This window comes from Hydrogenophaga electricum, from assembly GCF_030160815.1.
GTDB classification, from domain to species: Bacteria; Pseudomonadota; Gammaproteobacteria; order Burkholderiales; family Burkholderiaceae_C; genus Hydrogenophaga; species Hydrogenophaga electricum.
Window position 1 is genome coordinate 3791 of sequence record NZ_BSPB01000044.1, and the last position, 26174, is coordinate 29964.

The following is a 26174-nucleotide window of genomic DNA, read 5'->3' on the forward strand; positions in this document are numbered from 1 at the left end:
CACCGACGCGCGGGCGCGGACCCTGTTCCTGTGGGTGGTGTTCGTGATCGTCTTCTTCTCGTTCAGCCGCGGCAAGCGCGAGGTCTACATCCTGCCGGCGCTGCCCATGCTGGCGCTGGTGGGCGCGGCCCTGTGGGCGCGCGTGCAGGCCGAAGGCGGCGGCCGCCGCACCGCCTTCGTGCTGCGGCTGACCGCGCTCGCGCTGGGCGCGCTGCTGCTGGGCCTGGGGCTGACGGCGCTCTGGCGCCCCGAGGCCTTCGGTGACCGGGTGGACGACTACGCCGAAGCGCTGGCCGACCTGGCCCTGCCGCTGGGGGTGCTGGGCGCGGCCGTGCTGGGCTCGACGGCGCTGTCGTGGCGCCGGCCGGTCTTCCAGCAGCTCACGCTCGTGAGCCTGCTGTGCTGGCTGTTCGTGGCCCTGTGGGTCTGGCCGGTGATGAACCCGCACCGCACGCCGCGCGCGCTGATGGCCGACCTGGAACAGCGGGTGCCGGCCCGCACCGAGGTCGGGCTGATCGAGTTCAAGGAGCAGTTCCTGCTGTTCTCGCACCGCCCGCTCACGCACTTCAGCTACCTGGCGCCGCTGGCCGAGCAGGAACGCCGGGCCTGGCAATGGATGCGTGAACGGCCCGACCGCGTGATCCTCGCCCCCGACCACCTGGAACTGGCCTGCTTCGATCTGGGCCGCCAGCAGGTGCTGGGCAGTGCGCACCGGCGCGACTGGGTGCTGCTCGGGGCCGATGCCCTGCGCCCCGACTGCGCCGCGCCCGAGACCTGGCACGCCTACACCTGGCGCCCGCGCCGCATGGACATCCTCGAATGATCGAACCCTCTTTGTCGCCCCGCCGGGTGCTGATCACCGGTGCGGCCGGCTTCATCGGTTTCCACCTCACGCGCCACCTGCTGGCCCAGGGCCTGCAGGTGCTCGGCGTGGACAGCCTCAACGCCTACTACGACCCCCAGCTCAAGCAGGCGCGCCTGGCGCAACTGCAGGGCCAGGCCGGTTTCGCTTTCGAACAGCTGGACCTGGCGGACCGCGACGGCGTGGCCGCGCTGTTCGCCCGCGAGCGTTTCGACGCCGTGGTGCACATGGCCGCGCAGGCGGGTGTGCGCTATTCGGTCGAGCACCCCATGGCCTACCTCGACAGCAACCTCGCGGGCACCCTGACGCTGCTCGAAGGCTGCCGCGCGCAGGGCGTGGGGCACCTGGTCTACGCCTCGTCCAGTTCGATCTACGGCGCCGCGCGCGAGATGCCGCTGTCCGAATCGCAGATGACCGACCAGCCGGTGTCGCTCTACGCCGCCACCAAAAAAGCCAACGAACTCATGGTGCACAGCTACGCCCACCTGTACGGCCTGCCGGCCACCGGGTTGCGGCTGTTCACGGTCTACGGCCCCTGGGGCCGGCCCGACATGGCGATCTTCAAGTTCGTGCGGGCCGTGCTGGCGGGCGAGCCGATCCAGATCTACAACCACGGCCAGATGGAGCGCGACTTCACCTACGTGGGCGACGTGGTCGAAGCGGTCTGGCGCGTGCTGCTGCGCCCGCCGGTGCGCGGCGCCGACGGCCAGGCGCCCGCGCGCGTGCTCAACGTGGGCAACAGCCAGCCGGTGCCGCTGCTGCGGTTTGTGGAATGCATCGAGCAGGCCGTGGGCCGGCCGGCGCTGCGCGAGATGCTGCCCATGCAGCCGGGCGACGTGCCGCGCACCTGGGCCGACGTCGGGCCGCTGGTCGCGCTCACCGGGTTCGAGCCGCGCACCGACGTCGCCACGGGCGTCCGGCATTTCGTCGACTGGTATCGGGGTTATTACGGGGTCTGAGCGCTTTCTTAAGTCCGGTTTAAGTAATTTCGTCAGAATCTGGAATCCGGATCAACTGACCGGATAACCCATCCGGAAGAGAGCGCAACATGCGAGCTTTGGTGGTGGAAGACGATGCCGGCATCGCCGGTGGCCTGGCCGATTCCCTGCGGCAAGCGGGTTATGCGGTCGACGTGTGCGGCGGCGCCCAGGCGGCCTGGGCCGCGCTGTGCGTGGAACCGTTCGACGTGCTGGTGCTCGACCTCGGCCTGCCCGACGGCGACGGCCTGGACCTGCTGGCGCGCCTGCGCCGCCACCGCACGCGGGGCGCCGACAGCCTGCCGCGCAACGACCTGCCGGTGCTGATCATGACTGCGCGCGATGGCGTGAGCGACCGCATCAGCGGGCTCGACGGCGGCGCCGACGATTACCTCATCAAGCCCTTCGACACCGACGAGCTGCTGGCGCGCCTGCGGGTCATGCTGCGCCGCGCTGCCGGGCGCAGCAAGCCGGTGATCGAACACGGCGAAATCCTGCTCGATCCCGCCACCCGCACCGTCGAGCGCTCGGGCCAGGTGGTGCCGCTGGGCGGCAAGGAATACGCGCTGCTGCTGACGCTGCTGCAAGCCCGGCCCCAGGTGCTGTCCAAGGCCCGGCTGGAGGCCGCGCTGTACGGCTTCAACGAATCGGTGGAAAGCAACGCCATCGAGGTGCACATCCACCACCTGCGGCGCAAGCTCGGCGAAACGCTGATCCGCACCGTGCGTGGCGTGGGCTACTTCGTGCCGCGCGAAAGCCTTCCCAACCCGCAGCCGGTGGCCGAACCGGCCGCCGAACTGGCCGTGGCCCGCGCGGCATGACCGCGGCGGCGCCAGCGTCCGCCTCTGCCCGGCGCACGCTCTGGCGCCACCTGCTCGCCTGGGCCCTGGGGGCCCTGGCGCTGGTGTGGGGGTCGCTGGTGGCGGTGGCCTGGTACACCGGCCACCACGAAGCGCGCGAAATCACCGACGGCCAGCTCATCGCCACCAGCCGCCTGTGGCTGGCCACCGCGCCCGACGATCACCGCGTCCTCAGCGCCCCGCTCAGCCGTCAGGGGCTCAATGCCTATGTGCTGGACATGGCCGTGCTGCAGTGGGAGGGCGACCGCCTGCGCACCGACACGCACGGCCTGGCCGCGCGCCTGCCGGCCGGCGCCTTGCGCCCGGGCCTGTCCACCGTGGTGCTCCAGGGCGACGGTGCGCCGCACGAATGGCGCATGTACGTGGCCGAAGACCCGGCCGAATGGCGCCGCGTGGCGGTGCTGCTGGACATGGGGCAGCGCTACGACCTGGCCATGGACATGGCGCAGCACATGGCCCGGCCGGCGCTGCTGATCATGCCGCTGATCGCGGTGGTGCTCTGGTGGGCGATCCGCCGCGGCCTGCGCCCGCTCGACCGGCTCTCGCGCGAGGTGGCCTCGCTCGACACCCTGGCCGGCCAGCGCTTGCAGCCGCACCACCAGTTCCGCGAATTCGCCAGCATCGTGCACGCCATCAACACCCTGGTCGACAACCTGCAGGACCAGGCGCAGCGCGAACGGCAGTTCGCCTCCGACGTGGCGCACGAACTGCGAACCCCGCTGGCGGCCATGACGCTGCAGGCCAGCGCGGCCCGGGCCGATCCGTCGCCCGAGCGGCTGGACCAGCTCGAACGCGAATCCCTGCGGGCCGGGCGCATCCTGGCGCAACTGCTCGACCTGGCGCGGGCCCAGCGACCCGGGCGCGACGAGGCCTCGGCGCTGACCCAGGTCGCCCTGGGCGACGTGGCGGCCGATCTGGTGGCGGCGCACGCCCCCCTGGCCTACGAACAGGGGCATGAACTCGCGCTCGTGCAGCCGGACGGCGCGGTGCGCGTGCAGGTGCGCCGCCTGCTGCTGGAGCTGGCCCTGCGCAACCTGATCGAAAACGCCATCCGGCACACGCCCGAGGGCACGCAGGTGGTGGTCGAGGTCTGGCAGGACGCCCAGGGCGTCGGGGTGGCGGTCAGCGACGACGGCCAGCGCCCGCTCGACCTGGTGGTGCCCGCCGGGGTCGAGCGCCTGCCGCTGGCCCGGCGCGATGCCGACGGCCTGGGCCTGGGCCTGCGGCTGGTGCAGCGCATCGCCGAACAGCTCGGGGCGCAGTTCCGGCGCGACACGCCGCCGGCGCCGATGACGACCCGTTTTGCCCTGGTCTGGCCGGCCGCAGCCACCCCCGAAGACCCTGCATAAGCCCGGATAAGGTGGCCTTAATGTCGGCTGCCTAAGGTGCGCGGGCCAGCGTGTGCTGGCGTCTGTCGCCCCGCACCATGGCTCTGTCGATTTCCCGCTTTTCCGCCGGCTCCGCCGCCGCTCCTGCACCCGATGCGCGCCCTTCGGGCGTGCTGCGCGGCCGGTTCGACGTGCTGCCCGGTGCCCCGGTGCTGGTGCTGGCCCTGTGGCTCACGCTGACCGGCAACCTGCCCCTGTGGCAGCGCATCGGTTCGCTCGACGGCTCGTTGGCCTTCCGGCTGGGGGGCTCGATCGGGCTGGGCCTGCTCATCGGCTGCCTGAACCTGGCGCTGCTGGCCTTGCTGGCCTGGCCCCGCGTCTGGCGGCCTGCGGCCACGGTGCTGATCCTGGTGACGGCGCTGGCCGGCCACTTCATGGCCGAATACGGTGTGGTGATCGACACTTCCATGCTGGTCAACGCCCTGCAGACCGACACCCGCGAGGTGCGCGACCTGCTCTCGCTGCGCCTGCTGCTGACCGTGCTGGGCATCGCCGGCCCGGCGCTGTGGTGGGTCTGGCGCCGGCCGCCCACCGGGGCCACCCGCTGGTGGCGGCAGGCCACGCGCAACGCCGGCACGGCCGCCCTGGCCCCGGCGCTGGTGGTGCTGGCGGCGGTGCTCAGCTATTCCTCGCTGGCCTCGCTCATGCGCAACCACAAACCCCTGCGCTACATGGCCAACCCCCTGGCCAGCGTGTACGCGATCGGCCGGCTCGCGCTCGACCAGGCGCCGACCCCGGCGCGCACGCTGACGCCTGTGGGCACCGACGCCCACGTCGTGCTGCCGGCCCAGGCCCACCGCCGGCCCGCCCTGCTGATGCTGGTGGTGGGCGAAACCGCCCGCGCCGAAAACTTCGGCCTCGACGGCTACCCCCGCGACACCACGCCGGCCCTGGCGCGCTGGCAGGCCGCCCAGGCCGGGCAGGGCCAGGGCAGCCTGGTGAACTTTGCCGACGTGCAGTCCTGCGGCACCAACACCCAGGTGTCGGTGCCCTGCCTGTTCTCGCCGCTGTCGCGCGAAGAGGGCGGCAACCAACCGCCCACGCAGGAAAACCTGCTCGATGTGCTGCAGCGCGCCGGGCTGGCCGTGCTCTGGCTCGACAACCAGTCGGGCTGCAAGGGCGTGTGCGACCGCGTGCCCCATGCCAGCACGCGCGAGCTGAACGTGCCGGGCCTGTGCGAGGGCGGCGAGTGCCTGGACGAGGTGATGCTGCAGGACCTGGACGCGCGCATCGCCGCGCTCGACCCGCAGCGGCGCGAAAAGGGCGTGGTGGTGGTGCTGCACCAGATGGGCAGCCACGGCCCGGCCTATTTCAAGCGCGCCCCGGCAGCGGCCAAACGGTTCCTGCCCGAGTGCGAGAGCAACACGCTCAGCGACTGCACGCCCGAGGCGCTGCGCAACACCTACGACAACAGCATCGCCTACACCGACCACGTGCTCGACCTGGGGCTGCAGTGGCTGCAGGCCCAGGCACAGGGCGGCCGCTACGACACCGGGCTGCTGTACGTGTCCGACCACGGCGAATCGCTGGGCGAGAACGGGCTGTACCTGCACGGCCTGCCTTATGCGCTGGCGCCTTCGCAGCAGACCCACGTGCCGATGGTGATGTGGCTGTCCGACGCGCTGCAGGAGCGCACCGGCATCGATGGCGCCTGCCTGCGCCGCCAGACCAGCCTGCCGCTGTCGCACGACAACGTGTTCCATTCCGTGCTCGGCCTGATGCAGGTGCACACGCTGGCCCATCTGCCGGCGCTGGACATCACCGCGCCCTGCGGGCAGGCATCGCCGCTGGCCCGGGAAGACACCCGCGGCGCCGGGCTGGGCTGAGGGCTGCCCGGTGGGGCCGGGCCGGGTTTTTACAATGCGCGGTGGTATTCAGCGCAACAACCCCGGACATCACCATGCAATTCATCCGCTTCTCCGACCTGTGCGCCCAAGGCAAGGCCCAGGGCAAACGCGTCTTCATCCGTGCCGACCTGAACGTGCCGCAGGACGACGCCGGCCACATCACCGAAGACACCCGCATCCGCGCCTCGGTGCCCGCGATCCAGATGGCGCTGGACGCCGGCGCCGCGGTGATGGTCACCAGCCACCTGGGCCGCCCGACCGAAGGGGCGTTCAAACCCGAAGACTCGCTGGCCCCCGTGGCCGCCCGCCTGGGCGAACTGCTGGGCCGCCCGGTGCGCCTGGTGGCCGACTGGGTCGACGGCGGCTTTGACGTTAAGCCCGGCGAAGTCGTGCTGCTGGAAAACTGCCGCCTCAACAAGGGCGAGAAGAAGAACAGCCCCGAACTGGCGGCCAAGCTGGGCAAGCTGTGCGACATCTTCGTGCACGACGCCTTCGGCACCGCCCACCGCGCCGAAGGCACGACCTACGGCATTGCCGAAACCGCGCCCATCGCCTCGGCCGGCCCGCTGCTGGCGGCCGAGATGGATGCGATTGGCAAAGCCCTGGCCAACCCGAAGCGCCCCCTGGTGGCCATCGTCGCCGGCAGCAAGGTCTCGACCAAGCTGACCATCCTGCAGAGCCTGGCCAAGAACGTGGACGGCCTGATCGTCGGCGGCGGCATCGCCAACACCTTCATGCTCGCGGCCGGTCTGAAGATCGGCAAGAGCCTGGCCGAGCCCGACCTGCTGGGTGAAGCCACGGCCGTGATCGAAGCCATGAAAGCGCGCGGCGCCGAGGTGCCGATCCCCGAAGACGTGGTCTGCGCCAAAGCCTTCGCGGCCGACGCGGAAGCCACGGTGAAGGCCGCCACCGACGTGGCCGACGACGACCTGATCCTGGACATCGGTCCCAAGACCGCGGCCAAGCTGGCACAGAAGCTCAAGCAGGCCGGCACCATCGTCTGGAACGGCCCGGTGGGCGTGTTCGAGTTCGCGGCCTTCGAGAACGGCACCAAAGTGATCGCACAAGCCATTGCCGAATCGAGCGCCTTCAGCATCGCCGGCGGTGGCGACACGCTGGCGGCGATTGCCAAGTACGGCATCGAGAAGGACGTGGGCTACATCTCCACCGGCGGTGGCGCCTTCCTCGAAGTGCTCGAAGGCAAGACGCTGCCGGCGTTCGAGGTGCTGGCGCGGCGGGCGGGTGTTTGAAGGCAGCGGCAGGACTTCGGCAAAGGGCGGCATGGGCCGCCCTTTGTTTTTTGGGTCTTTGGCTTTTTGTGATCGAAGCCCGCTGAAGGCGGGTCTTGCGGGCGCCAGGGGGGTGCCTGTGCAGGCTAGTATTTGTAGGTTGGAACATTGCCAAGTCCGAGGCAACCGCGTGCTGTGTCCTGTCTGGCGATGCGGCTGAGCGCAGGCGGACCGCTGTCAGCCAACCATTTCAGGGAGAAAACAATGAAACAGTGGATCACCCGAGCGTTGGCTATCGCAGGGCTTGTCGGCAGCGGCCTGACCGCCTGCGGCCAGACCCAGAACCCCAGCTCTGCCGCTGCGGCGCCTTTGGGGCAACCCAGCATTCCGGTGGTGCTGCCCATGCCTGTCGACAAGGCCGGGCACACCGTGCAGACCGAGTTCTGGATTCCGCCCAAGGCCGATGGGTACAGAGGGTTCTACGCGGGCCTGCGCGTGCCGTTCGCGCCCGGTGATGATGCCGGGCGCATTCGCCTGATCGACTCGCATCCGGTCAAGGTGCGTCTGATGTTGCACCGCATCGACGAAGGACGCTTCGAACCCGTGATATTTGGCATCTCTGTACGGGTGTCCGGTCCGTATGAGCCCGGTGAATTTGAGCCCCGAAAGCTGCCCGACGGTGTGGCGGTTTCCGAGGGGGAGTACAGCTCGCACTCCGGCATGCCCCGGGGCACGCCCGACGCCAGCTTCTACCAACTCAGTCTGGCCGGTGCCGGCAAGCTCACCCCCGGGCAATACCGGCTGGAGGCCACGGTGCTGGAGGACCAGCCGGCCCTGCGGGGCCTGCCGGTGTTCCTGACCTTTCTTGAGAGCAAGTGGCACAAATAGGCCGATAGAGACAGGGAGCACCACATGGGCGGACCAAATACACAGGCCACGTCATCACCGCGTTACACCGTCACGACCTACCTGGCCTATCCGGGCACACCACTCAAGGATGGCGACGGCAACCTCACTGGCCAGACCTCGGCCGCTGGGCACATGTGGTACGAAATCGGTGATGGATCGACCTACAACAGTTACGGCTTTGCTCCCAAGGTACATGGGCAGAGCAGCGGTCCGGGTGAGGTGGTACGCAGTGACACCAAGACCTACCACCAGCCGGGCTACAGTCGCACCCTGGAAATCAGCGCCGAACAGTACCAGCGCCTGAAGCAGTTCGGTGAACTTGGCGTTGACGAGCAGTGGCGCCACTTCCGGAGCGACTACAAAGGCCTGACCAACAGTTGCATCGACTTCACCTGGGGCGCGCTCAAGCATGCCGGCATCGAAAGGCACCAGCCGGCACAGACCTTGCCCAACGAATTCGGCTTCGTGCAGGAAGTGCCCGCCCACGACACGCCGATCGATCGTGGGTTCGACGGTACGGTCAAGGTCATGCCCAACCAGCGCCATCTGCAGCAACTGGCCCCGCCGGTGCCTGGGAGCGAACTCAACCAGGAGCGCAGCCACCCCGCCCCCGTGCGCAGCCTGATGCAGCGCCTGCTCACGGAAAACGAATCCGGGCGCAGCGATCTCGGCCCGGTCAGCCGGCAACTGCTCGCGGACAGCGAGCGTGAAGTGGCGCAAGTGGCCGAGCGCCATGGTCTGCCCTGGGACCAGGGCCTGACCAACACCTGCTACGCCGTGGCTGCCACGGCGCGCCAGTGCGGCATGACAAGGGTGAACCTTTTCCATGCCGCCGACGGCCAAATCCGGTTTGGCCAACACGACGGATACACCCTGCGCGAGGCCGATCTGGATGCCAGGGAAGTGGCGAACACGCCGATGGCCCATTCGGCACAGGCGCTGGCTGAAATGGACCAGCACCGGCTGCCGGCGGCCCTGCAATGGCCGCATCCACTCGGCAGCGAACCGGCGCCGGACTTGCTGCCTGCCCGTGCGAGGACCTGATACAGAGAGGCGGCATCCGATCACTCGGAGCGTCCTCCCTGGGCGTTTCCTGCCCAGGCGGGCGGTGGGGCTTCAGGACCCCTTGGCCTTCTGCAGCAGCTGGCGCGCTTCGTCGCGGCGGCCCTTGTCGGCCAGGGGGCGGCCCGGGCGGTCGGGGGCCTGCAGGGCTTTTTCGAGATAGGGCACGGCGTCGGCGGACTTGCCGGTTTCCACCAGGAATTCGCCGTAGAAGTAATTGGCGTCGATGCCCTGGGGGTTCACGGCCAGGGCCTTTTGCAGCAGGTCGCGCGCCTTGTCCTTGTCGCCGAAGCCGATCGGCCAGCCGGGCACCTTGTAGTACAGCACGCCCAGGCTGTTGTAGGCCGAGCCGTCGAGCGTTTTGGGGTCGATCTGGATCGCCTGTTCGTACAGGGTCTTGGCCTGCTTGACCAGGGGCAGCGCGCCCAGGCCGCCCTTTTCGCCGGCCAGGGAGCTGAGGATGATGCCTTCCCACACCAGGGGTTCGGCGCGGCCGGCGTGTTCCTGGCTCAGGGCGCGCGCGCGCTGGGCCAGCGCGTCGAAGCGTTTTTCGCGTTCGGCCGCCGGGGCCTGGTAGCGCGTGGTTTCCCAGCCGCGCTGCAATTCCTGCACGGCTTCGTCGACGCTGGCGGCGTGGCCCAGCAGGGGCGCGGCCGCGCCCAGGGCGAGCAGGGCGCCAAGCAGTTGCCGGCGGGCGGTGAAACGGGATGGGGAGCGGGTGTCGGTGACCATGAAGAACTCCGGAAAGACAGAACAGGCGGATGGGGCGGAATCAGCGCAGCAGCGGGGGCGGCGCCGTGGGGGCGGAGGGCGACGGCGGCAGGCTTTCGCGGTGGCGGCGGAAGCTGCCGTCGAGCCATTCGGGGGCCAGGCCATTCAGGCGCGCCGCGAACTTTTCCGGGAAACCCAGGAAACGCTCGCCCACCGGGTGGCGGATCAGCGCCAGCAGGGCGTCGGCCACGGCAGTCGGTGGGTCCTGGGCCGTGCCGGTGGCGCGGTTGTAGGCCTGCACCTGCGGGTCGTTGAAGCCGGTGTCGGTGCTGCGCGGCCCGAGGTACTGCACCTGCACGGTGCTGTCCTGCAGTTCGCGCCGCAGGGCCTGGGCGAACCCGCGCAGCCCGAACTTGCCGGCGCTGTAGACGCTGAAGCCGGGCAGGCCGATGGCGCCGAGGGCCGAGCCGACGAAGATGAGCTGGGCGTCGGTCAACTGCTGCAGGTGGGGCAGCAGCGCGCGGGTCAGCCGCATGGGGGCGAGCAGGTTGGTCTGCAGCACCGCTTCGAGCGTGTCGTCGCTCAGCTGTTCCAGCCGGCCGAAGGCGGGCAGGCCGGCGTTGTGGATGACCACGTTGCAGCACAGCCGCGTGGCCTCGCTGGCCAGGGCCCGGGTGTCCTGGGCGTGGCCCAGGTCGGCGGCCGTCCAGCGGATGCGTGTGGCGTCGAAGCCTTCGGTGACCAGCCGCCGCGACAGGGCGTCGAGCCGTTCGTGCGAGCGGCCGCTGAGCAGCACGGCAGCCCCCGCGCGCAGCAGGGCGCGCGCGCTGGCCTGGCCGATGCCACCGGTGGCGCCGGTGAGCAGCACGCGGGCGTGGGCGGGGTTCATGCGGGTTGGGCCTCGGTGGTGGCGGCCTGCGCCGCCGGCAGCGGCAGGCTGTGGAACACGTCGGCATACAGGCGGTAGAAGGCGCTGGCGGCGTGCACGATGTCGGCCTGGTCCTGCGGGTCTTCGATGCGGTCCATCAGCAGTTCGAAGTGCGCGGTGTGTTCCTGGTCGAGCGTGCCGTGCGAGCGCAGGTAGCTGAAGGCCGTGTCGGGCAGGTTCAGCCCGCTCTGGATCTGGTCGGCGGCCATCAGGGCGAGGGCCACGCTGGTGCCTTCGAGCACGTGGACCATGCCAAAGAAGCCCAGCGGGTTGCGCCGCGCGATGGTGTCGTAGGCGTAGGCCACCATGACTTCGGTGGCGTGCCCGGGCGGGCCCTGGCGCACGGCTTCGGCGTCGCCGCCGCAGGCGCGGATGTCGTTGAGGATCCACTCGTCGTGGCCGCGCTCCTCTTCCACGTATTCGTCCATGGCGTCGTTCAGCCAGGCGTGGTGCGGGGGCAGCGCGGCCTTGCAGGCCTGCAGCAGCGGCACCGTGTGGCGCACGTGGTGGAAGGCCTGGGTGAGGAAGGCCAGGTAGGCCGGGGCCGAGACGCGGCCTTGCAGGGCGCCCTGGATGATGGGCACCGACAGCAGTTCGCTGCGGGCGGCCTGGGTCTGCTGGACAAGCTGGTCATAGAAAGACATGGACGGACTCCTTCAGGGTCAGGACGGGAAGGCCGGCGCGGTCTCGTCGTAGAGCGCGGCGGCGTGCAGGGTTTCGATGGCCTGGCGCTGTGGCCGGCCGTTGGCGGTGGCCAGGCCGGCTTCGGGCGTGAAGTCGGCGCGGGCCCGCACCCAGTGGCCGATGCGCGCGTAGTCGGGCAATTCGCGGTTGGCCTCGGCCACGGCGGCCTGCAACTGGGCGTCGCTGGCGTCGGGCCGCAGCGGCCAGAGCACCGCCGACAGGTGCGGGCGGGCTTCACCGAACACCACGGCCTGCGCGATGGCGGGCTGGCCGCGCAGCGTGGTCTCGACCCATTCGGGCGAGACGTTGCGGCCGAAGGCGGTGATGAGCACGTGGCGCAGGCGGCCGCGCACATGCAGGAAGCCGTCTTCGTCGAGGTGGCCGACGTCGCCCGTGGGCCACCAGACGGGGGCGGGTGCGTTGTCGCCGAGGTAGCCCAGCATCAGGCTGCCCGCCACATGGATCTGGCCCCGGTCGTCCACGTGCACGCGGGCGTGCGGCAGGGGCCGACCGGCGCTGCCGGCGCGGTCGGCGCCAGGGAGGTTGAGGGTCTGCACCGAACTGCCTTCGGACAGGCCATACCCTTCGTGGGCCGGAATGCCCACCTGGCGGGCCGCCAGCAGCAGGGTTTCGCCCACGGCGGCGCCCCCCACGGCGACCAGGCGCAGCGAGGCCGGGGCACGCTGGCCGGTGGCGGCCAGCCAGCCGGCCCAGGCGCGCAGCATCTGCGGCAGCAGGATCAGGCTGTGGGGCCGGGTCTGCATGACCGCGGCATGGAAGGTGGCCGGGTCGAAGCGGGACGAGCCTTCCAGCCCGAGCCGGGCCAGCGGCAGCACCACACATTCGGCGCCAGCAGCCAGCGGCGCCAGCAGGCCGGCCACGTTCTCCAGCAGCACCGGCAGCGGCAGGGCGCACAGGTGGCGGCGGATGTCCAGCGGCGCAAGCGCCTGCACCAGGCCCTGCGCCACCTGGTCGAGCCCGGCGGCGCCCAGGCACACGCCCTTGGGATTGCCGGTGGTGCCCGAGGTGAAGGTGATCTTCTGCGTGCCGGCGGGCAGCGGCAGCGGCACCGGCCGCGCCGCCAGCGTGTGCAGCGCCAGCGCCGTGCCGGCCAGCGTGAGCGGCCGCGGCGTGCCGGTCAGGCCCAGCAGGTCCATCACGGCGGCGGTGATCAGCGCGTCGGCGCCGCTGGCCTGCAGGACGTGGGCGATCTGGGGCGCGGTGAAAAAGCCCGGGATCGGCAGGTGCACGAGCCCGGCCTCGGCGAGCGCCAGATCGAGCACGGCCCAGGCGGCCGAGTTGTCGAGCAGGGTCGCCACGACGCGCCGGGGCGCGGCGCCGAGGGTCTCGGCGGTCTGCTGCACCAGTTGGTCCAGCGCGGGGCGGGGCAGGGCCAGATCGTCCTGGCGCAGCAGGACCTCGCCCATCGGGGGCGTGGGGATCGGGGGGGTCATGGCAGGGAAGGGGTGATGGGGGGTCTGCTGCGCTGGCGGATCAGCCGCAACGCGGCCTGCAACCGGCCCGCGAGCACCACCGGGTGGTGGTCGTAATAGCTGCCCCAGGCCTGGGCCTGCGGGCCCAGGGCGAGCGGGTGGGCATGGCCCAGGGCCAGCGGGGTGACGCCGAGCCGCACGAAAAGCTGGCGCAGTTCCTGGGTCAGCGTGCTGGTGACCCATTCGACCGGCTGCGTCGCCAGGTGCTGGCCCAGCAGCAGGATCAGGCGGCGGCCTTCGCCCGCGCGTTCGGCGGCCAGTTGGCCCACTTCCACGATGCCCTGGCGGGACACGGCCTCGCCGGCCTGCTGGGCGAGCAGCTGTTCGATCGGGGCGTCGAGGTAGTGTTCGAGGAACAGCGGCCCCTGGCTGGCCGGGCGGTAGCCGGCGGCGGCCACGATGCGGCCGCTGTCGCGCTCGCGCAGGCTCACCAGTTGTGGGGCGAACTGCTGGACGCGGGCGCCGAAGCGGCGCGCAAAGACGCGGGCGATGAAAGCCTGCACGGCATCCCGGTCCGGGTCGTTGGCGTCATGGACGTGCCAGACCGTGCCGCCGGCGAGAGGCGGTCCGTGATCGGGCGGGGTCGAAGGCATGGGAAGGGGCAGCAAGGCAAACACTCCTGAAGGCGGTCGCGCCAGCGGTGCGATCCGAACGTGTTTGCATGGTGGCCAGGGCCGATTAAGGCTTGCTTAGCGGCGGCCGCGTCCGACGGACGGTCGGTGTCCGCGGCTCAGTCGGCAGGGGGCGGTGCCGGCCGGGTGGGGATGCGCAGCACCACCCAGGCGCCGATGGCGCCCAGCACCGCCAGAGCGATCTGTGCCGCCAGGCGGTGGCGGAAGCCCCAGATCGACAGGCTCACCATCACCAGCATGGAGGCGATGGCGATGGTCTTGGTGCGCCGCGTGAGGCTGCGGTGCGCTTCCCAGTCGCGCAGCATCGGGCCCATCCAGCGGTGGTTGAGCAACCAGGCGTGCAGGCGCGGCGACGCCTTGGCGTAGCAGGCGCCCGCGAGCAGCACGAACGGCGTGGTCGGCAGGCCCGGCAGCACCACCCCGATGAGCCCCAGCAGCAGCGACAGGCTGCCCGCGACCCAGAGCAGGGCGCGCACCGTGCGCGAGGGATGGGGGCCGCTCATGGCGCGAACAGGCCGAGCGGGTGGTGGGTTACGGCCACGCTGACCATGAAGCCCACGCAGGCCAGGGCCGCCAGGGCGAAGCCGGCGCGTGCCACCCGGGTGGGCGCCCGTTTGAGGCCCAGTGTGCCGAGCCCGATGTAGAGCACCAGCAGCACCAGCTTCACGCCCAGCCAGGTGTCGGGGCCGAGCGGGTTGAGTTGCAGCAGCCACCACAGGCTGGCGCCGGCGGCCAGCAGCGCGGTGTCGATCAGGCTGCTGGCGCGGCGCACGGCCGGGGCCAGCGGCCAGGCCTGGCCGAAGAAAACCCCCAGCGCCCGGGCTGCGTAGCCGGCCACGCTCAGACCGACCAGGCCGATGTGGGCCGGCCGCAGGAGGGGGTAGAGCAGGGCGGTCAGTTCGGGCGAAGGCATGGCGCGCAGACCGGGGCGGACCCGGATGCGGCGATCATAGCCAGCCCGTGTGCGGGCCCTGCGCCGGTATGCCCGTCAGGCGCCGAGCGTCGGGTAGTCGGTGTAGCCGTGTTCGCCGCCACCGTAGAAGGTGTTCTTGTCGGCCTTGTTGAACGGGCCGCCGGCGCGCAGGCGGGCCACCAGATCGGGGTTGGCGATGTAGGAGCGGCCGAAGGCCACCAGGTCGGCGCCGCCGGTCACGGCCTGCTCGGCCAGCGCCAGGTCGTAGCCGTTGTTGACCATCCAGGCGCCGGTGCCGCCGGCATCGCGATAGGCCGCGCGCAGGGCGGCGTAGTCGAACGGGCGGTCGGGCAGTTCGCGCGGGCCGCCGGTCGAGCCTTCGATGATGTGCACATAGGCCAGGCCCAGCGGGGCCAGGAAGCGCACCACGTGGTCGAACAGCGGCTGCGGGTCGGCGTCGACGATGTCGTTGGCCGGGGTCACGGGCGACAGCCGGATGCCCACCTTGCCGGCCCCGATGGCGCCGGTGATGGCGGTGGTGACTTCGCGCAGCAGGCGGGCGCGGTTGTCGATGGTGCCGCCGTAGGCGTCGCTGCGCTGGTTGGCGCCGGTCTTGAGAAACTGGTCGATCAGGTAACCGTTGGCGGCGTGGATTTCCACCCCGTCAAAGCCCGCCTCGATGGCCGCCAGCGCGGCGCGGCGGTAGTCGTCGACGATGCCGGGGATTTCGCCGATGTCGAGCGCGCGCGGTGTCGACGTGTCGACGAAGGTCGGGCCTTCGGGCGTGAGCAGCACCGTCTTGGTCTTGGCCGCGATGGCCGAGGGCGCCACCGGGGCGCCGCCGCCGGGCTGCAGCGAGGTGTGCGACACGCGGCCCACGTGCCAGAGCTGGGTGACGATCTTGCCGCCGGCGGCGTGCACCGCGGCCGTCACGCCCTGCCAGCCGGCGATCTGCTCGGGTGCGTACAGGCCGGGCACGTCGGCATAACCCTGGCCCTGGTGGCTGATGGCGGTGGCTTCGGTGATCAGCAGGCCCGCGCTGGCGCGCTGGGTGTAGTAGGTGGCCATCAGCGGCGTGGGCACCGCCTGCGGCGCGCGGTTGCGCGTCAGCGGCGCCATCACGATGCGGTTGGCCAGGGACAGGCTGGCGGCCTGAACGGGATCGAACAGTGAAGACATGGTGCTGGGTTCCGGTTGGGGGCAGGGGAAGGTGGGGAAGTGGGCGAGAGCCTAGCGCTTTCGGCAGCGGTGTGTCGTCATGCACCGGACAGGCCCCGCGAGAGCGCCGGTTTTGACCCAATCGGTGGCGCCGGCCGGCGTGGCTGCGCACAATCGGGGCATGAACACGCCCACCTCGTCCCTGCCACGCACCCGCTTGTCCCTGCTCGATCTGGTGGCCGTCCGGGAAGGCGGGACCGTGGCCGAGGCGCTGGCCATCGCGCTGCGCACCGCCCAGCACGTCGAAACCCTGGGGTTCGAGCGCTACTGGCTGGCCGAGCACCACAACATGCCGGGCATCGCCAGCTCGGCCACGGCGGTGCTCGTGGGGCATGTGGCCGGCGGGACGCAGCGCATCCGCGTGGGCTCCGGTGGCATCATGCTGCCCAACCACGCGCCGCTGGTGGTGGCCGAAGCCTTCGGCACCCTGGCCGAGCTGTACCCGGGGCGCATCGACCTGGGGCTGGGCCGCGCGCCCGGCACCGACCCGATGACCATGCGCGCACTGCGCCGCGACCGCGTCGAAACCGAAAACGACTTCCCGCACGAAGTGGCCGAGCTGCAGCGCCTGCTCGACGAGGCGCAGCCTGGCCAGCGCCTGGTGGCCGTACCCGGTGCCGGCACCCAGGTGCCGATCTACCTGCTGGGTTCCAGCCTGTTTTCGGCCCAGCTCGCGGCCGAGCGCGGGCTGCCCTACGCCTTTGCCTCGCACTTTGCGCCCCGCTACCTGCTGCAGGCGCTGGCGCTGTACCGGCAGAATTTTCGCCCCTCGGCGGTGCTCGACAAACCCTACGCCATCGTCGGCGTGCCCCTGATTGCGGCACCGACCGACGACGAGGCCGCCTTCCTGGCCAGCAGCACCTACCAGCGCGTGCTCGGCATCCTCACCGGCCGGCGCGGGCGCCTGCCGCCGCCGGTGGCCGGCTTTCTGGAAGGGCTGGATGCGCAGGCCCGCGCCGCCGTGGCCGATTTCCTGGCCTGCGCCGTGGTGGGCAGCCCCGATACGGTGCGCCAGGGCCTGGCGGCCCTGTCCGAAGCCACGGCAGCGGACGAGTTCATGTTGGTCAGCGACGTGTACGATCCCGCCTTCCGCCTGCGATCGCTCTCGATCGCCGCCGAGATTGCCAAAGCAGGTTAGTTAGCGCCTGCTTCTGGTATTTCTTCGTTTTGCCGCCACTTTGGCACAGGGTTTGCCTGTAAGCTCGCTGCCCCGCCGCGGGGCACCTGCCCGAAGTTGACGCAGAACAAGTCCCGCCGTACGGCGGCCCGTTAGTCTGGCGACCACTTTTTGGCGTCATCATCTCCTGCTGTGTTTTCCATGCCGCCCGTTGCCGGCATTTTTTCTTTTGCACCATGAAACGAGACAACGATCTCCGCGCCCAAGATCTCTCCCGTGTCCAACCCATCAGCCAGGACGTTCTGGCCGAGAAATACCTCAAACCCGGTGAAACCGGGGTCGAAGACCTGTACCGCCGCGTGGCGCGTGCGCTGGCTTCGGTGGAAAAGGAGCCGATCCGCGCCGAATGGGAACAGAAGTTCCTCGACAACCTGCACGCGGGCGCCATCGGTGCCGGCCGCATCATGAGCGCCGCCGGCACCGACATCCAGGCCACGCTGATCAACTGCTTCGTGCAGCCCGTGGGCGACTGCATCCAGGGCTTCGACGACGAAGGCTTCCCCGGCATCTACGAAGCGCTGCGCGAAGCCGCCGAAACCATGCGCCGTGGCGGTGGTGTGGGCTACGACTTCTCGCGCATCCGGCCCAAGGGCGCCGAAGTCAAGGGCACGCACTCCATGGCTTCGGGTCCGTGCAGCTACATCAACGTGTTCGACCAGAGCTGCTCCACCGTGGAAAGCGCCGGCGCACGCCGTGGCGCCCAGATGGGCGTGCTGCGCATCGACCACCCGGACGTGCTGGAATTCATCACCGCCAAGCGCACGCCCGGCCGCTGGAACAACTTCAACGTCTCGGTGGGCGTGTCCGACGCCTTCATGGAGGCCGTGGCGGCCGACCAGCTCTGGGAACTGGTGCACCGTGCCCGCCCGGGGGCCAAGCTGATCGACAAGGGCGCCAGCCAGCGCGCCGACGGCCAGTGGATCTACCGCAGCGTGCCCGCGCGCGAGCTGTGGGACACCATCATGAAGTCGGCCTACGACTTCGCCGAGCCGGGCATCCTGTTCCTGGACAAGATCAACCACGACAACAACCTGCGCTACTGCGAAGACATCGCCGCCACCAACCCCTGCGGCGAGCAGCCGCTGCCGTCCTACGGCTGCTGCGATCTGGGCCCCATCATCCTCACGCGCTTCGTGCGCAACCCCTTCGGTTTCGGTGGCCTGCCGGGCTTCGACTTCGCGGCCTTCGAGGCCGTGGTGGCGACGCAGGTGCGCGCGCTCGACAACGTGCTCGACGTGACCTTCTGGCCGCTGGAACAGCAGCGCGCCGAATCGGCTGCGAAGCGCCGTATCGGTGTGGGCTTCACCGGCATGGGCAACACCCTGGCCATGCTCAGCCTGCGTTACGACCGCGAAGAAGGCCGCGCGATGGCCGCGCAGATCGCCGAGAGCATGCGCAACGCCGCTTACCGCGCCTCCGTCGCGCTGGCGCAGGAAAAGGGCGCTTTCCCCAAGTTCGACGCCAAGGGCTACCTGCAGGCCGGCACCTTCGCCAGCCGCCTGCCCGACGACATCCAGAAGCTCATCCGCAAGCACGGCATCCGCAACAGCCACCTGCTGTCGATCGCGCCCACCGGCACCGTGAGCCTGGCTTTTGCCGACAACGCCTCCAACGGCATCGAGCCGCCGTTCTCCTGGACCTACCGCCGCAAGAAGCGCGAGGCCGACGGCAGCACCAGCGAATACGCGGTGGAAGACCACGCTTGGCGCGTGTACCGCGAGCTGGGCGGTGACGTCGAGCAACTGCCGGAATACTTCGTCAACGCCCTGGCCATGACCGCCGGCGAACACGTGGCGATGATGGAAGCGGTGCAGCCCTTCGTGGACACCTCGATCTCCAAGACGGTCAACGTGCCGGGCGACTACCCGTACGAGGACTTCAAGAACCTCTACCACCAGGCCTGGAAAGCCCACCTCAAGGGCCTGGCCACCTACCGGCCCAACACCATCCTGGGTTCGGTGCTCGACATCGGCACCCCCGCGCCCAAGTCCGAAGAGCCGGCCAAGCCGGTGGCGGCGCAGCCGATCGACCCGATGCGCACCGTGATCGAAAGCCGCCCCAAGGGGGCGCTCTCGGCCGTGGCCGACAAGATCGAGTACTGGACGCAGGAAGGCCACAAGACGCTGTACATCGTGGTCTCGTTCCTGCCGGTGCCCGCCGCCGACGGCGTGGGCAGCATCGAACGCGCGATCGAGTTCTTCATGCCCGTGGGCCAGAGCGGCGAGTCGCAGCAGTGGATCACCGCCAGCATGCGCCTGCTCTCGCTGGCCGCGCGCGGGGGCTTCCTGGAACGTGCGCTCAGCGACATGCGCAAGGTCGCCTGGGACCGCGGACCGGTGCGCCTGGGCACCTACGAAAAGGCCGACGGCACGCAGGTGCCGATGTGGCACGACTCCGAAGTGGCGGCCGTCGCCTACGCGCTGCAGAACATCATCGCCCGCCGCAACCAGACGGCCAGCCCGTCGGCCGCGCCGCTGGCCCTGGCGTCCCACGCCACGCCGGCCGCGCCCGAGCTGACCGGCATGCCGTCGGGCGTGATGGCCGGCAAGAAGTGCCCCGAGTGCGGTGCGCACGCCATGATCCGCAAGGACGGCTGCGACTACTGCACCTCGTGCGGCCATCTGGGCTCCTGCGGCTGACGACCGGCGGCCGATGCAGCGCATCCCGCTGCCCGTTCCCGGCGCGCCGCCATCGCCCGCCGCCGGTTTCGAGGCCCCCTTCGACATGCTGGGGGCTTGCCACGAACGGGTGGCGCGCATGCTGCGCCTGCTGGCGCGGCTGCGTGAGCACGCGGCCGGGCATGGCGCGGACACCGCCGGCAGTGAGGCCGCGCGCGACGTGATGCGTTATTTCGACGTGGCCGGCCCGCTGCACCACCAGGACGAAGAACGGCACGTGTTTCCGGTGCTGTTGGCGCAAGGCGATGCGGTGGCCTGCCGCACGGTGGGCCGCCTGCTGGACGACCACCGCGCCATGGAGGCCGGGTGGGCGCAGGTGCGCCAGACCCTGCAGCGGCTGCGCGATGCCGTGCCGGCGCCGGCTTTTGCCTTCACGGCCGACGAGCAGGCGCAGATGGACGCCTACGCCGCGCTCTACGCGCGGCATCTGACCGACGAAGACGGCATTGCCTACCCGGCCGCGCAAGCCCTGCTGCAACCCGCGCAACTGCAGGCGATGAGCGCCGACATGCAGCAGCGGCGCCTGGGCTGACGCGGCGGCTTCAGGCCGCGTCGGGCTGCTTCGACGGCGCCGCGTCCTGGAACGCGGCCAGCGCCAGGCAGGCCTGTTCCACCTGGGCGATCAGCGGCCAGCGCGCGAGGTCGACCTGGAAGCGGCGCGCGCTTTCGATCTGCGGAATCAGGTACACGTCGGCCAGCGTTGGCGCGTCGCCATGGCTGAAGCGGCCGCGTTTCGGGCCGGCCGCGAGCAGCGCCTCGTAGGCGTCGAAGCCGGCGCCGATCCAGGTGCCGCACCAGGCGTTGATGGCGGCCTCATCGGCGCCGAAGGTCTTGCGCAGGTATTCGAGGATGCGGCGGTTGTTCACCGGGTGGATGTCGCAGCCCACGATGGCCGCCAGCGCGCGCACCTGGGCGCGGCGCTGCGGATCGCGGGGCAGCAGCGGCGGGTTCGGGTACTTCTCTTCCAGCCACTCGATGATGGCGGGCGACTGGATCAGCACCTGGTCGCCCAGTTCGTCGGCCTGCAGGGCCGGCACCAGTTGCTGCGGGTTCAGGGCCTTGAAGGCGTCGCTCAGGTGCGCTTTCTTGCCCAGGTGCACCGCCACGTAGTCGTACGACAGGCCCTTCAGGTGGAGGGCGATGCGCGTGCGGTGCGAGGTGCCGCTGCGCCAGAAGTTGTGCAGGGTCATGGTCATGGCGGGCTCCCGGTCAGGCGGCGGCGCCGATGGTCAGCGCCACCTCGGCCACCCCTTCGACGCGGCCGGTGATGCGGTCGCCGCTGAGCACCGCGCCCACGCCTTCGGGCGTGCCGGTGTAGATCAGGTCGCCCGGCTGCAGGTGGTAGAACAGGGACAGGTCGGCGATGATTTCGCGGATGTTCCAGATCAGCTTGTTCACGTCGGACGCCTGCTTCGTGGCCCCGTTCACTTCCAGCGCGATGGCGCCGCTGTGAATGACCACGCCTTCCATGGGCACGATCTCGGAGCACACCGAACCTTCTTCGATGTCCTTGCCCAGGTCCCAGGGCCGGCCCTTGTCGCGCGCGACCAGTTGCAGGTCGCGCCGCGTCATGTCCAGGCCGGCGGCGTAGCCGTAGATGAGCTGGTGCGCGTCTTCGGCCGGAACGCGGAAACCCGCCTTGCCCACGGCCAGCACCAGCTCCATTTCAAAGTGGTAGTTCGTCGTTTCGGGCGGGTAGGCCACGGTGGCGCCCGAGGGCGTGAGCGTCTGCGGCGACTTGGTGAAATAGAACGGGCGCTCGGCGGTCTTGTCGACCGGCTTGCCCATCTCGACGGCGTGCGCGTGGTAGTTGCGGCCGACGCAGAAGATGCGGTTGACGGGGAAGCGTTCGGTCCGGCCGCGGATGGGCAGCGAAGGCACGGCGGGCGGGGCGAAGAGGTAGGTGGTCATGGCAAACAGACAGCGGATGAAAGCGGGGTGGCGGGCTGGGGCGGTTTTCAGGTCTGGGCCGGCAGGGCCGGTTGACCGTCGGTGCGCACTTCGTACACGCCCAGCTTGCGGTGCAGGGGCGATTCGTCGGCCACGAACAGGAAAGCCGGTTCGGTGGTGGAAGGGTTGCTGAGCGTGGTGGCGGTGTAGCCGGGGATGCAGCAGGTGTCGGCGGGCACCAGGTCGAAGCCGCGGGCCTCGGTGGCCACGCGGGCCGCACCTTCGATCACGTGGTAGACCACGGCGGGCGAGCGCGCCGGCAGGGTCAGCGTCTGGCCTGGCCGCAGCATCAGGGCGTGAAAGCCGAGGATGTTTTCGGCGTCTTCGCCCGTTTCGGGGTTCACGTAGGTGACCTGCACGGGCGCCAGGTCGGGCTGGTTGGCGGCCAGAGACAGCAGGGCGGCCCGGGCGTCGGCCCAGGGGTAGCGCAGCATCGGGTAGCGGCGCCCGCTGCGGCCGAACACCGGTGTGGGCACCACGCCGGCACGCGCGTAGTTGCGCACGCCTTCGCCGGGCAGGGTGTCCTGGCGCGCGCCGTTGAGGTGGTAGCTGACTTCCAGGTAGTAGGCCAGCGGCAGGTCGAGCACGTCGAGCCAGATCACGGGCTGGTCGCCGTCGTGGCCGTGTTCGTGCCACAGGCCGGTGGGCGTGAGGATCAGGTCACCGCGCTCCATGGGGCATTTTTCGCCCTCGACCGTGGTCCAGGCGCCTTCGCCCTCGACCACCATGCGCACCGCGTTGGGGGTGTGCCGGTGGCTGGGCGCCCACTCGCCGGGCAGCAGCAGTTGCATGCCCAGGTACATGGCGGCGCTGGCCTGCATTTTTTCCAGGGTGTGACCGGGGTTGGCCAGCACCAGCACACGGCGTTCGGCCTTTTCGATGGGGGTCAGCTCGCCGGCCTGGATCAGCAGCGGCCGGATGTCGGCATACGCCCAGTGCGTGGGCTGGGTCTGCCGCGTGGGCACCTGCGGCGGCAACACGCCACGCAGGCTGGGCCACAGCGGCACGAGATTGCGCGCGCGCAGGGCGGCCACGTAGTCGCCGGGCAGGTCTTCGAGCTTGCCGAGATCGTTCATGAAAGTCTCCTGGGCCGGTCGCATGCCGGTGTGGGTGGGAGGGTCGCGAGGGCCCGCCCCTGGAGCCGGAGGCCCTGTGGCGGCAGTGCGGATCGCGGACCTGGCTGCCGGAAAGAGACAGCATACTAACCATCAGTATGCTTATCATAAGAGTGCGGTTAAACTGGGTCAACGCCTTCCACACCCCCTCATGGAAAACCCCGAGTTCATCGACATCGACCTGCAGCCCGGCCACGCCATCCGGCGGCTGCACCAGATCGCCGTGGGCATCTTCATGCAGGAGATGGGGGAACTGAGCGTGACGCCCCTGCAGTACGGGGCGTTGCAGGTGGTGCACAACCAGCCGGGCATCGATCAGCGCACGCTGGCGCGGGCCATTGCGCTGGACGCGTCGACCACCGGTGGCGTGGTGGACCGGCTGGAAGCACGCGGCTGGCTGGAGCGCCGCACCGCGCCCGAAGACCGGCGGGCGCGCCAGCTGGTGCTGACCCCGGCGGGCGAGCAGGCGCTGGCGCAGGCGGTGCCGGCGATGCTGCGCGCCCAGACGCAGATCCTGGCGCCGCTGACGCCGCGCCAGCAGGCCGAGTTCATGCGGCTGGTGCAGGTGCTGGTGACGCAGAACAACGCGTTGAGCCGGGCGCCGGCCGAGGCCCCCTCGCGCCCCACGGCGGGCTGAGCGCCCGCCCATTCCCTTGACGGTTTCCAGCGCCGGGCGGCAGGCCCGGTGAACCCCCGGCGTGCCCGCTGGCGCGGTGTCCATTCGCGTGATTAAGGGTTTTCCCTTTAGTTCACATGATCATGTCGTCATACCATTACACCAGTTCGGACGCCCGTCCGGTCGTGGCGCCCCACGGCGCCCATTTCTCAGACATGGAGACACATCACATGACGGCAAAGATTGCGCTGCTGGGCGCGGGTGGGAAGATGGGCGTGCGCCTGTCGCAGAACCTCAAGGGTTCGGCGTACGAAGTGCGCCACGTGGAGCCGGGCGAGGTCGGGCGTCAGCGCCTGCGCACCGAGGTGGGCGTGGACTGCCTGCCGCTGGAGCAGGCGCTGCAGGACGTGGACGTGGTCATCCTGGCCGTGCCCGACACCCTGATCGGCAAGCTCTCGGCCGAGATCGCGCCCCAGCTCAAGGCGGGCACCATGGTCATGACGCTGGACGCCGCCGCGCCCTTCGCTGGCCACCTGCCGCAGCGCCCGGACCTGGTGTATTTCGTGGCGCACCCCTGCCACCCGTCGATCTTCCACCCCAAGGTGCACGTGGAAGGCGCGCCGGACTATTTCGGTGGCTTGAAGGCGCCGCAGTCCATCGTCAATGCGCTGATGCAGGGGCCCGAGTCGGCCTACGCGCTCGGCGAGGCGGTGGCCAAGACGATCTACCAGCCCATCGAACGCTCGTACCGGGTGACGGTGGAACAGATGGCGCTGCTGGAGCCGGGCCTGTCGGAAACCGTGTGCGCGACCCTGCTGGACGTGATGCGCGAAGCGATGGACGAGGTCGTGGCCCGCGGCGTGCCGGCGGACGCCGCGCGCGACTTCCTGCTCGGCCACATGACGATCCTGAGCGCGGTGATCTTCAAGCAGATTCCCGGCCAGTTCTCGGACGCCTGCAACAAGGCCATCGTCAACGGCAAGCCGCGGCTGCTGCGCGACGACTGGAAAAAGATCTTCGACCGCGAAGAAATCGCCGAAAGCATCGAGCGCATCACCTGAGCGCGGGGTCCGACGCTTTCACCCCTATCCAGAAAAACGGAGACAAAGACATGATGAAGAAAACCCACCTGGTTCTGGCGCTGGGCGCCACGCTGCTGGGCCTGTCGGCGCAGGCGCAGACGGTGCTCAAGATTGGTTATTCGAATGCGCTGACGTCGCACTACGGCATGGGGGCGGTGGCCTTCTGCGAGGAAGTCGACAAGGGCACGCAGGGCCGCTACAAGTGCCAGCAGTACCCGAACAACGCCCTGGGGGGTGAGCGCGAAATGATCGAGGCCGTGCAACTGGGCACGCAGGATCTGGCCAACGTGTCGACCGGTGCGCTGGGCAACTTCGTGCCCGAGGTGAAGATCGTCGACATCCCCTTCCTGTTCCGCGATTACGACCACGCCCGCAAGGTGATGGACGGTCCCATCGGCCAGGACCTGCTCAAGAAGATGACGGCCAAGGGCATCGTCGGCCTGGCCTGGACGGAAAACGGCTTCCGCCACATCACCAACAGCAAGCGCGCGATCAACAGCGCCGAAGACGCCCGGGGGCTGAAGCTGCGCACCATGGAGAACAAGGTGCACATGGAAGGCTTCAAGACCTTCGGCGTGCTGCCCACGCCGATGGCCTGGCCCGAGGTCTTCACCGCGCTGCAGCAAGGCACCGTGGATGGCCAGGAAAACCCCATTCCCGTGATCCTGTCGAACAAGCTGTCGCAGGTGCAGAAGTACCTGTCGCTGACCAACCACGTCTATTCGCCGGCCGTGCTGGTGCTGTCGCCGTCGGTGTGGAACAAGCTCTCGGACGCGGACAAGGGCGTGTTCCAGGAGGCGGCGCGCAAGGCCGCCGTGGTGCAGCGCAAGAAGGTCAACGACGACGAAAGCGTGGCGGTGGCCGAACTGCGCAAGGACGGCATGCAGGTGGTCGAGAAGGTCAATGGCGAGAGCTTCCGCAAGGCCGTGGCGCCTGCCTACGCGCAGTTCGCCAAGGAATTCGGGGCCGACAAGATCGCCGCCATCCAGGCGGTGAAGTAATCCCCCCGCGCCGGCCCGCGCTGCGGGTCGGCACCCTCTCCAGGGAGCGGAACCTGCGAAACCGGCGGAGCCGGCTCCGCGGCTCCGCCGGTTTCGTGGCCAGTTTGCGACGCACCTCTCATGAAGACCTTCATCCTGTGGCTTGATCGCCTGCTCACGGGCCTGTGCCTGAACGTGGCCTGCCTGCTGCTGGCGGTCATTTCCTGTCTGGGCCTGTGGCAGGTCGTGGTGCGGTTTGTCCTGGAACAGCCGTCGTCGTGGACCGAGGAGTCCATGCGGCGGCTGCTGATCTGGATGGTGCTGCTGGGGTTGGTGGCGGCGCTGCGCATCGGGGCCATGGTCTCGGTGGACCTGATGCTGCGCCTCTCGCGCGGCGCCTGGCGCTCCACCGTGCGCGGCATCATCACCGGCGTCAACCTGAGCTTCCTGGCCGTGGTGGCCTGGTTCGGCATAGACCTCGCGTACCGCGTGCGCTTCCAGACCTTTGCCAGCATGGAGCTGTCCATGGCCTGGGCCTATGCCGCGCTGCCGGTGGGCGCGCTGCTGGCCATGGTGGCGGTGCTGGCCCACCACATCGCCCCCCAGAACGAAGAACTGGCCAACGCCTCGTAAACCCACAGGCCACACCATGCCATTGACCCTGCTCGTCACCATGCTGCTGGGCTTTGCCTTCAGCATCTCCATTGCCATCTCCATCGGCGGCTCCGCCATCCTGGGCCTGGCGCTGTTCGACAGCGACAAGCTGATCCTCGTGCCCAAGGAGATGTTCACCGCCATCGACAAGTTTCCGCTGGCGGCCATCCCTTTCTTCATCCTCGCGGGCAATCTCATGGAGACCGGGG

The 26174-nt window shown here is 69.8% G+C and carries 26 protein-coding genes and 1 pseudogene; 16 read left to right on the forward strand and 11 right to left on the reverse strand.

Translation table 11 applies throughout. The annotated features are described in order from the left end of the window. From QQK43_RS18145 to QQK43_RS18180, 8 genes and pseudogenes are all read left to right on the forward strand, one after another. Window positions 1-823 (forward strand): annotated as a pseudogene (locus tag QQK43_RS18145) (hypothetical protein); the annotation flags it as partial. Next, the gene (locus tag QQK43_RS18150; protein ID WP_234264147.1) at window positions 820-1821 is read left to right on the forward strand and encodes an SDR family NAD(P)-dependent oxidoreductase; all 1002 of its coding nucleotides are present in this window, start codon (window positions 820-822) and stop codon (window positions 1819-1821) included. The pseudogene QQK43_RS18145 and the gene QQK43_RS18150, both read left to right, overlap by 4 nt. 89 nt (window positions 1822-1910) lie before the next feature. After that, window positions 1911-2660: a response regulator gene (locus QQK43_RS18155; RefSeq protein WP_234264146.1), complete on the forward strand. Its 750-nt coding sequence runs from the start codon at window positions 1911-1913 to the stop codon at window positions 2658-2660. Continuing rightward, the gene (locus QQK43_RS18160; protein ID WP_284308889.1) at window positions 2657-4048 is read left to right on the forward strand and encodes a sensor histidine kinase; all 1392 of its coding nucleotides are present in this window, start codon (window positions 2657-2659) and stop codon (window positions 4046-4048) included. Before QQK43_RS18155 ends, QQK43_RS18160 begins: the two co-directional genes overlap by 4 nt. 77 nt (window positions 4049-4125) lie before the next feature. Further along, on the forward strand, window positions 4126-5913 hold the full coding sequence (locus QQK43_RS18165) for a phosphoethanolamine transferase (RefSeq protein WP_284308890.1): 1788 nt from the start codon (window positions 4126-4128) through the stop codon (window positions 5911-5913). A 74-nt stretch (window positions 5914-5987) separates the two neighbouring features. After that, window positions 5988-7184: a phosphoglycerate kinase gene (locus QQK43_RS18170; protein WP_284308891.1), complete on the forward strand. Its 1197-nt coding sequence runs from the start codon at window positions 5988-5990 to the stop codon at window positions 7182-7184. A gap of 243 nt (window positions 7185-7427) precedes the next feature. Next, the gene (locus tag QQK43_RS18175; protein WP_284308892.1) at window positions 7428-8051 is read left to right on the forward strand and encodes a hypothetical protein; all 624 of its coding nucleotides are present in this window, start codon (window positions 7428-7430) and stop codon (window positions 8049-8051) included. A 24-nt stretch (window positions 8052-8075) separates the two neighbouring features. After that, window positions 8076-9116, forward strand: a complete 1041-nt coding sequence (locus QQK43_RS18180) for a hypothetical protein (protein ID WP_284308893.1) — start codon at window positions 8076-8078, stop codon at window positions 9114-9116. A 72-nt stretch (window positions 9117-9188) separates the two neighbouring features. Here QQK43_RS18180 and QQK43_RS18185 read toward each other — a convergent pair whose 3' ends face one another. From QQK43_RS18185 to QQK43_RS18220, 8 genes are all read right to left on the reverse strand, one after another. Next, the gene (locus tag QQK43_RS18185; RefSeq protein WP_284308894.1) at window positions 9189-9866 is read right to left on the reverse strand and encodes a tetratricopeptide repeat protein; all 678 of its coding nucleotides are present in this window, start codon (window positions 9864-9866) and stop codon (window positions 9189-9191) included. A 40-nt stretch (window positions 9867-9906) separates the two neighbouring features. Further along, complete coding sequence (locus tag QQK43_RS18190) at window positions 9907-10734, reverse strand: SDR family oxidoreductase (RefSeq protein ID WP_284308895.1); 828 nt, start codon at window positions 10732-10734, stop codon at window positions 9907-9909. After that, window positions 10731-11417, reverse strand: a complete 687-nt coding sequence (locus tag QQK43_RS18195; protein ID WP_284308896.1) for an iron-containing redox enzyme family protein — start codon at window positions 11415-11417, stop codon at window positions 10731-10733. The genes QQK43_RS18190 and QQK43_RS18195 overlap by 4 nt, the downstream gene beginning before the upstream one ends. Window positions 11418-11435: 18 nt before the next feature. Further along, the gene (locus QQK43_RS18200) at window positions 11436-12911 is read right to left on the reverse strand and encodes an AMP-binding protein (protein ID WP_284308897.1); all 1476 of its coding nucleotides are present in this window, start codon (window positions 12909-12911) and stop codon (window positions 11436-11438) included. Next, a complete protein-coding gene (locus QQK43_RS18205; RefSeq protein WP_284308898.1) occupies window positions 12908-13558 on the reverse strand; it encodes a thermostable hemolysin in 651 nt (216 codons plus the stop codon). The genes QQK43_RS18200 and QQK43_RS18205 overlap by 4 nt, the downstream gene beginning before the upstream one ends. Before the next feature lie 122 nt (window positions 13559-13680). Further along, window positions 13681-14085: a YbaN family protein gene (locus QQK43_RS18210; protein ID WP_234267626.1), complete on the reverse strand. Its 405-nt coding sequence runs from the start codon at window positions 14083-14085 to the stop codon at window positions 13681-13683. Beyond that, window positions 14082-14495, reverse strand: a complete 414-nt coding sequence (locus tag QQK43_RS18215; RefSeq protein WP_234267624.1) for a SirB2 family protein — start codon at window positions 14493-14495, stop codon at window positions 14082-14084. Before QQK43_RS18215 ends, QQK43_RS18210 begins: the two co-directional genes overlap by 4 nt. A 75-nt stretch (window positions 14496-14570) precedes the next feature. Continuing rightward, window positions 14571-15674: an alkene reductase gene (locus tag QQK43_RS18220; RefSeq protein ID WP_284308899.1), complete on the reverse strand. Its 1104-nt coding sequence runs from the start codon at window positions 15672-15674 to the stop codon at window positions 14571-14573. A gap of 160 nt (window positions 15675-15834) precedes the next feature. Between QQK43_RS18220 and QQK43_RS18225 the strand changes: the two genes are divergently transcribed. From QQK43_RS18225 to QQK43_RS18235, 3 genes are all read left to right on the forward strand, one after another. After that, a complete protein-coding gene (locus QQK43_RS18225) occupies window positions 15835-16851 on the forward strand; it encodes an LLM class flavin-dependent oxidoreductase (RefSeq protein ID WP_284308900.1) in 1017 nt (338 codons plus the stop codon). A gap of 215 nt (window positions 16852-17066) precedes the next feature. Further along, window positions 17067-19529 (forward strand): adenosylcobalamin-dependent ribonucleoside-diphosphate reductase, encoded by a 2463-nt coding sequence (locus QQK43_RS18230; RefSeq protein ID WP_284308901.1) that lies wholly within the window; start codon window positions 17067-17069, stop codon window positions 19527-19529. 13 nt (window positions 19530-19542) lie between these two features. Further along, a complete protein-coding gene (locus QQK43_RS18235; RefSeq protein WP_284308902.1) occupies window positions 19543-20100 on the forward strand; it encodes a hemerythrin domain-containing protein in 558 nt (185 codons plus the stop codon). A 10-nt stretch (window positions 20101-20110) separates the two neighbouring features. On the opposite strand, the gene maiA is transcribed toward QQK43_RS18235, so the two are convergent. The 3 genes from maiA to QQK43_RS18250 are packed head-to-tail and all read right to left on the reverse strand — an operon-like array spanning window position 20111 to window position 22594. Then, entirely contained in the window at window positions 20111-20758 is a 648-nt protein-coding gene (maiA, locus tag QQK43_RS18240; protein WP_284308909.1) for a maleylacetoacetate isomerase, read from the reverse strand. A 19-nt stretch (window positions 20759-20777) separates the two neighbouring features. Next, a complete protein-coding gene (locus QQK43_RS18245) occupies window positions 20778-21479 on the reverse strand; it encodes a fumarylacetoacetate hydrolase family protein (protein ID WP_284308903.1) in 702 nt (233 codons plus the stop codon). Window positions 21480-21526: 47 nt separating this feature from the next. Beyond that, window positions 21527-22594: a cupin domain-containing protein gene (locus QQK43_RS18250; RefSeq protein WP_284308904.1), complete on the reverse strand. Its 1068-nt coding sequence runs from the start codon at window positions 22592-22594 to the stop codon at window positions 21527-21529. Window positions 22595-22784: 190 nt separating this feature from the next. On the opposite strand from QQK43_RS18250, the gene QQK43_RS18255 reads away from it, so the two are divergent. The 5 genes from QQK43_RS18255 to QQK43_RS18275 form a co-directional block, all read left to right on the forward strand. Beyond that, window positions 22785-23270: a MarR family winged helix-turn-helix transcriptional regulator gene (locus QQK43_RS18255; RefSeq protein WP_284308905.1), complete on the forward strand. Its 486-nt coding sequence runs from the start codon at window positions 22785-22787 to the stop codon at window positions 23268-23270. 209 nt (window positions 23271-23479) lie between these two features. After that, window positions 23480-24310 carry a phosphogluconate dehydrogenase C-terminal domain-containing protein gene (locus tag QQK43_RS18260; RefSeq protein ID WP_284308906.1) on the forward strand — a complete coding sequence of 277 codons (831 nt, stop codon included), beginning with the start codon at window positions 23480-23482 and terminating at the stop codon, window positions 24308-24310. Between the two features lie 53 nt (window positions 24311-24363). Beyond that, window positions 24364-25332 (forward strand): TRAP transporter substrate-binding protein, encoded by a 969-nt coding sequence (locus QQK43_RS18265; RefSeq protein WP_284308910.1) that lies wholly within the window; start codon window positions 24364-24366, stop codon window positions 25330-25332. A gap of 120 nt (window positions 25333-25452) precedes the next feature. Further along, window positions 25453-25944: a TRAP transporter small permease gene (locus QQK43_RS18270; RefSeq protein ID WP_284308907.1), complete on the forward strand. Its 492-nt coding sequence runs from the start codon at window positions 25453-25455 to the stop codon at window positions 25942-25944. Window positions 25945-25960: 16 nt separating this feature from the next. Continuing rightward, window positions 25961-26174: TRAP transporter large permease subunit (locus tag QQK43_RS18275; protein ID WP_284308908.1), on the forward strand; the 214-nt coding region annotated here is incomplete at its 3' end.

Coding starts and splice junctions, on each gene's coding strand:
- QQK43_RS18150 (WP_234264147.1), top strand. CDS start 820: ATGATCGAACCCTCTTTGTCGCCCCGCCGGGTGCTGATCACCGGTGCG.
- QQK43_RS18155 (WP_234264146.1), top strand. CDS start 1,911: ATGCGAGCTTTGGTGGTGGAAGACGATGCCGGCATCGCCGGTGGCCTG.
- QQK43_RS18160 (WP_284308889.1), top strand. CDS start 2,657: ATGACCGCGGCGGCGCCAGCGTCCGCCTCTGCCCGGCGCACGCTCTGG.
- QQK43_RS18165 (WP_284308890.1), top strand. CDS start 4,126: ATGGCTCTGTCGATTTCCCGCTTTTCCGCCGGCTCCGCCGCCGCTCCT.
- QQK43_RS18170 (WP_284308891.1), top strand. CDS start 5,988: ATGCAATTCATCCGCTTCTCCGACCTGTGCGCCCAAGGCAAGGCCCAG.
- QQK43_RS18175 (WP_284308892.1), top strand. CDS start 7,428: ATGAAACAGTGGATCACCCGAGCGTTGGCTATCGCAGGGCTTGTCGGC.
- QQK43_RS18180 (WP_284308893.1), top strand. CDS start 8,076: ATGGGCGGACCAAATACACAGGCCACGTCATCACCGCGTTACACCGTC.
- QQK43_RS18185 (WP_284308894.1), bottom strand. CDS start 9,866: ATGGTCACCGACACCCGCTCCCCATCCCGTTTCACCGCCCGCCGGCAA.
- QQK43_RS18190 (WP_284308895.1), bottom strand. CDS start 10,734: ATGAACCCCGCCCACGCCCGCGTGCTGCTCACCGGCGCCACCGGTGGC.
- QQK43_RS18195 (WP_284308896.1), bottom strand. CDS start 11,417: ATGTCTTTCTATGACCAGCTTGTCCAGCAGACCCAGGCCGCCCGCAGC.
- QQK43_RS18200 (WP_284308897.1), bottom strand. CDS start 12,911: ATGACCCCCCCGATCCCCACGCCCCCGATGGGCGAGGTCCTGCTGCGC.
- QQK43_RS18210 (WP_234267626.1), bottom strand. CDS start 14,085: ATGAGCGGCCCCCATCCCTCGCGCACGGTGCGCGCCCTGCTCTGGGTC.
- QQK43_RS18215 (WP_234267624.1), bottom strand. CDS start 14,495: ATGCCTTCGCCCGAACTGACCGCCCTGCTCTACCCCCTCCTGCGGCCG.
- QQK43_RS18220 (WP_284308899.1), bottom strand. CDS start 15,674: ATGTCTTCACTGTTCGATCCCGTTCAGGCCGCCAGCCTGTCCCTGGCC.
- QQK43_RS18225 (WP_284308900.1), top strand. CDS start 15,835: ATGAACACGCCCACCTCGTCCCTGCCACGCACCCGCTTGTCCCTGCTC.
- QQK43_RS18230 (WP_284308901.1), top strand. CDS start 17,067: ATGAAACGAGACAACGATCTCCGCGCCCAAGATCTCTCCCGTGTCCAA.
- QQK43_RS18235 (WP_284308902.1), top strand. CDS start 19,543: ATGCAGCGCATCCCGCTGCCCGTTCCCGGCGCGCCGCCATCGCCCGCC.
- maiA (WP_284308909.1), bottom strand. CDS start 20,758: ATGACCCTGCACAACTTCTGGCGCAGCGGCACCTCGCACCGCACGCGC.
- QQK43_RS18245 (WP_284308903.1), bottom strand. CDS start 21,479: ATGACCACCTACCTCTTCGCCCCGCCCGCCGTGCCTTCGCTGCCCATC.
- QQK43_RS18250 (WP_284308904.1), bottom strand. CDS start 22,594: ATGAACGATCTCGGCAAGCTCGAAGACCTGCCCGGCGACTACGTGGCC.
- QQK43_RS18255 (WP_284308905.1), top strand. CDS start 22,785: ATGGAAAACCCCGAGTTCATCGACATCGACCTGCAGCCCGGCCACGCC.
- QQK43_RS18260 (WP_284308906.1), top strand. CDS start 23,480: ATGACGGCAAAGATTGCGCTGCTGGGCGCGGGTGGGAAGATGGGCGTG.
- QQK43_RS18265 (WP_284308910.1), top strand. CDS start 24,364: ATGAAGAAAACCCACCTGGTTCTGGCGCTGGGCGCCACGCTGCTGGGC.
- QQK43_RS18270 (WP_284308907.1), top strand. CDS start 25,453: ATGAAGACCTTCATCCTGTGGCTTGATCGCCTGCTCACGGGCCTGTGC.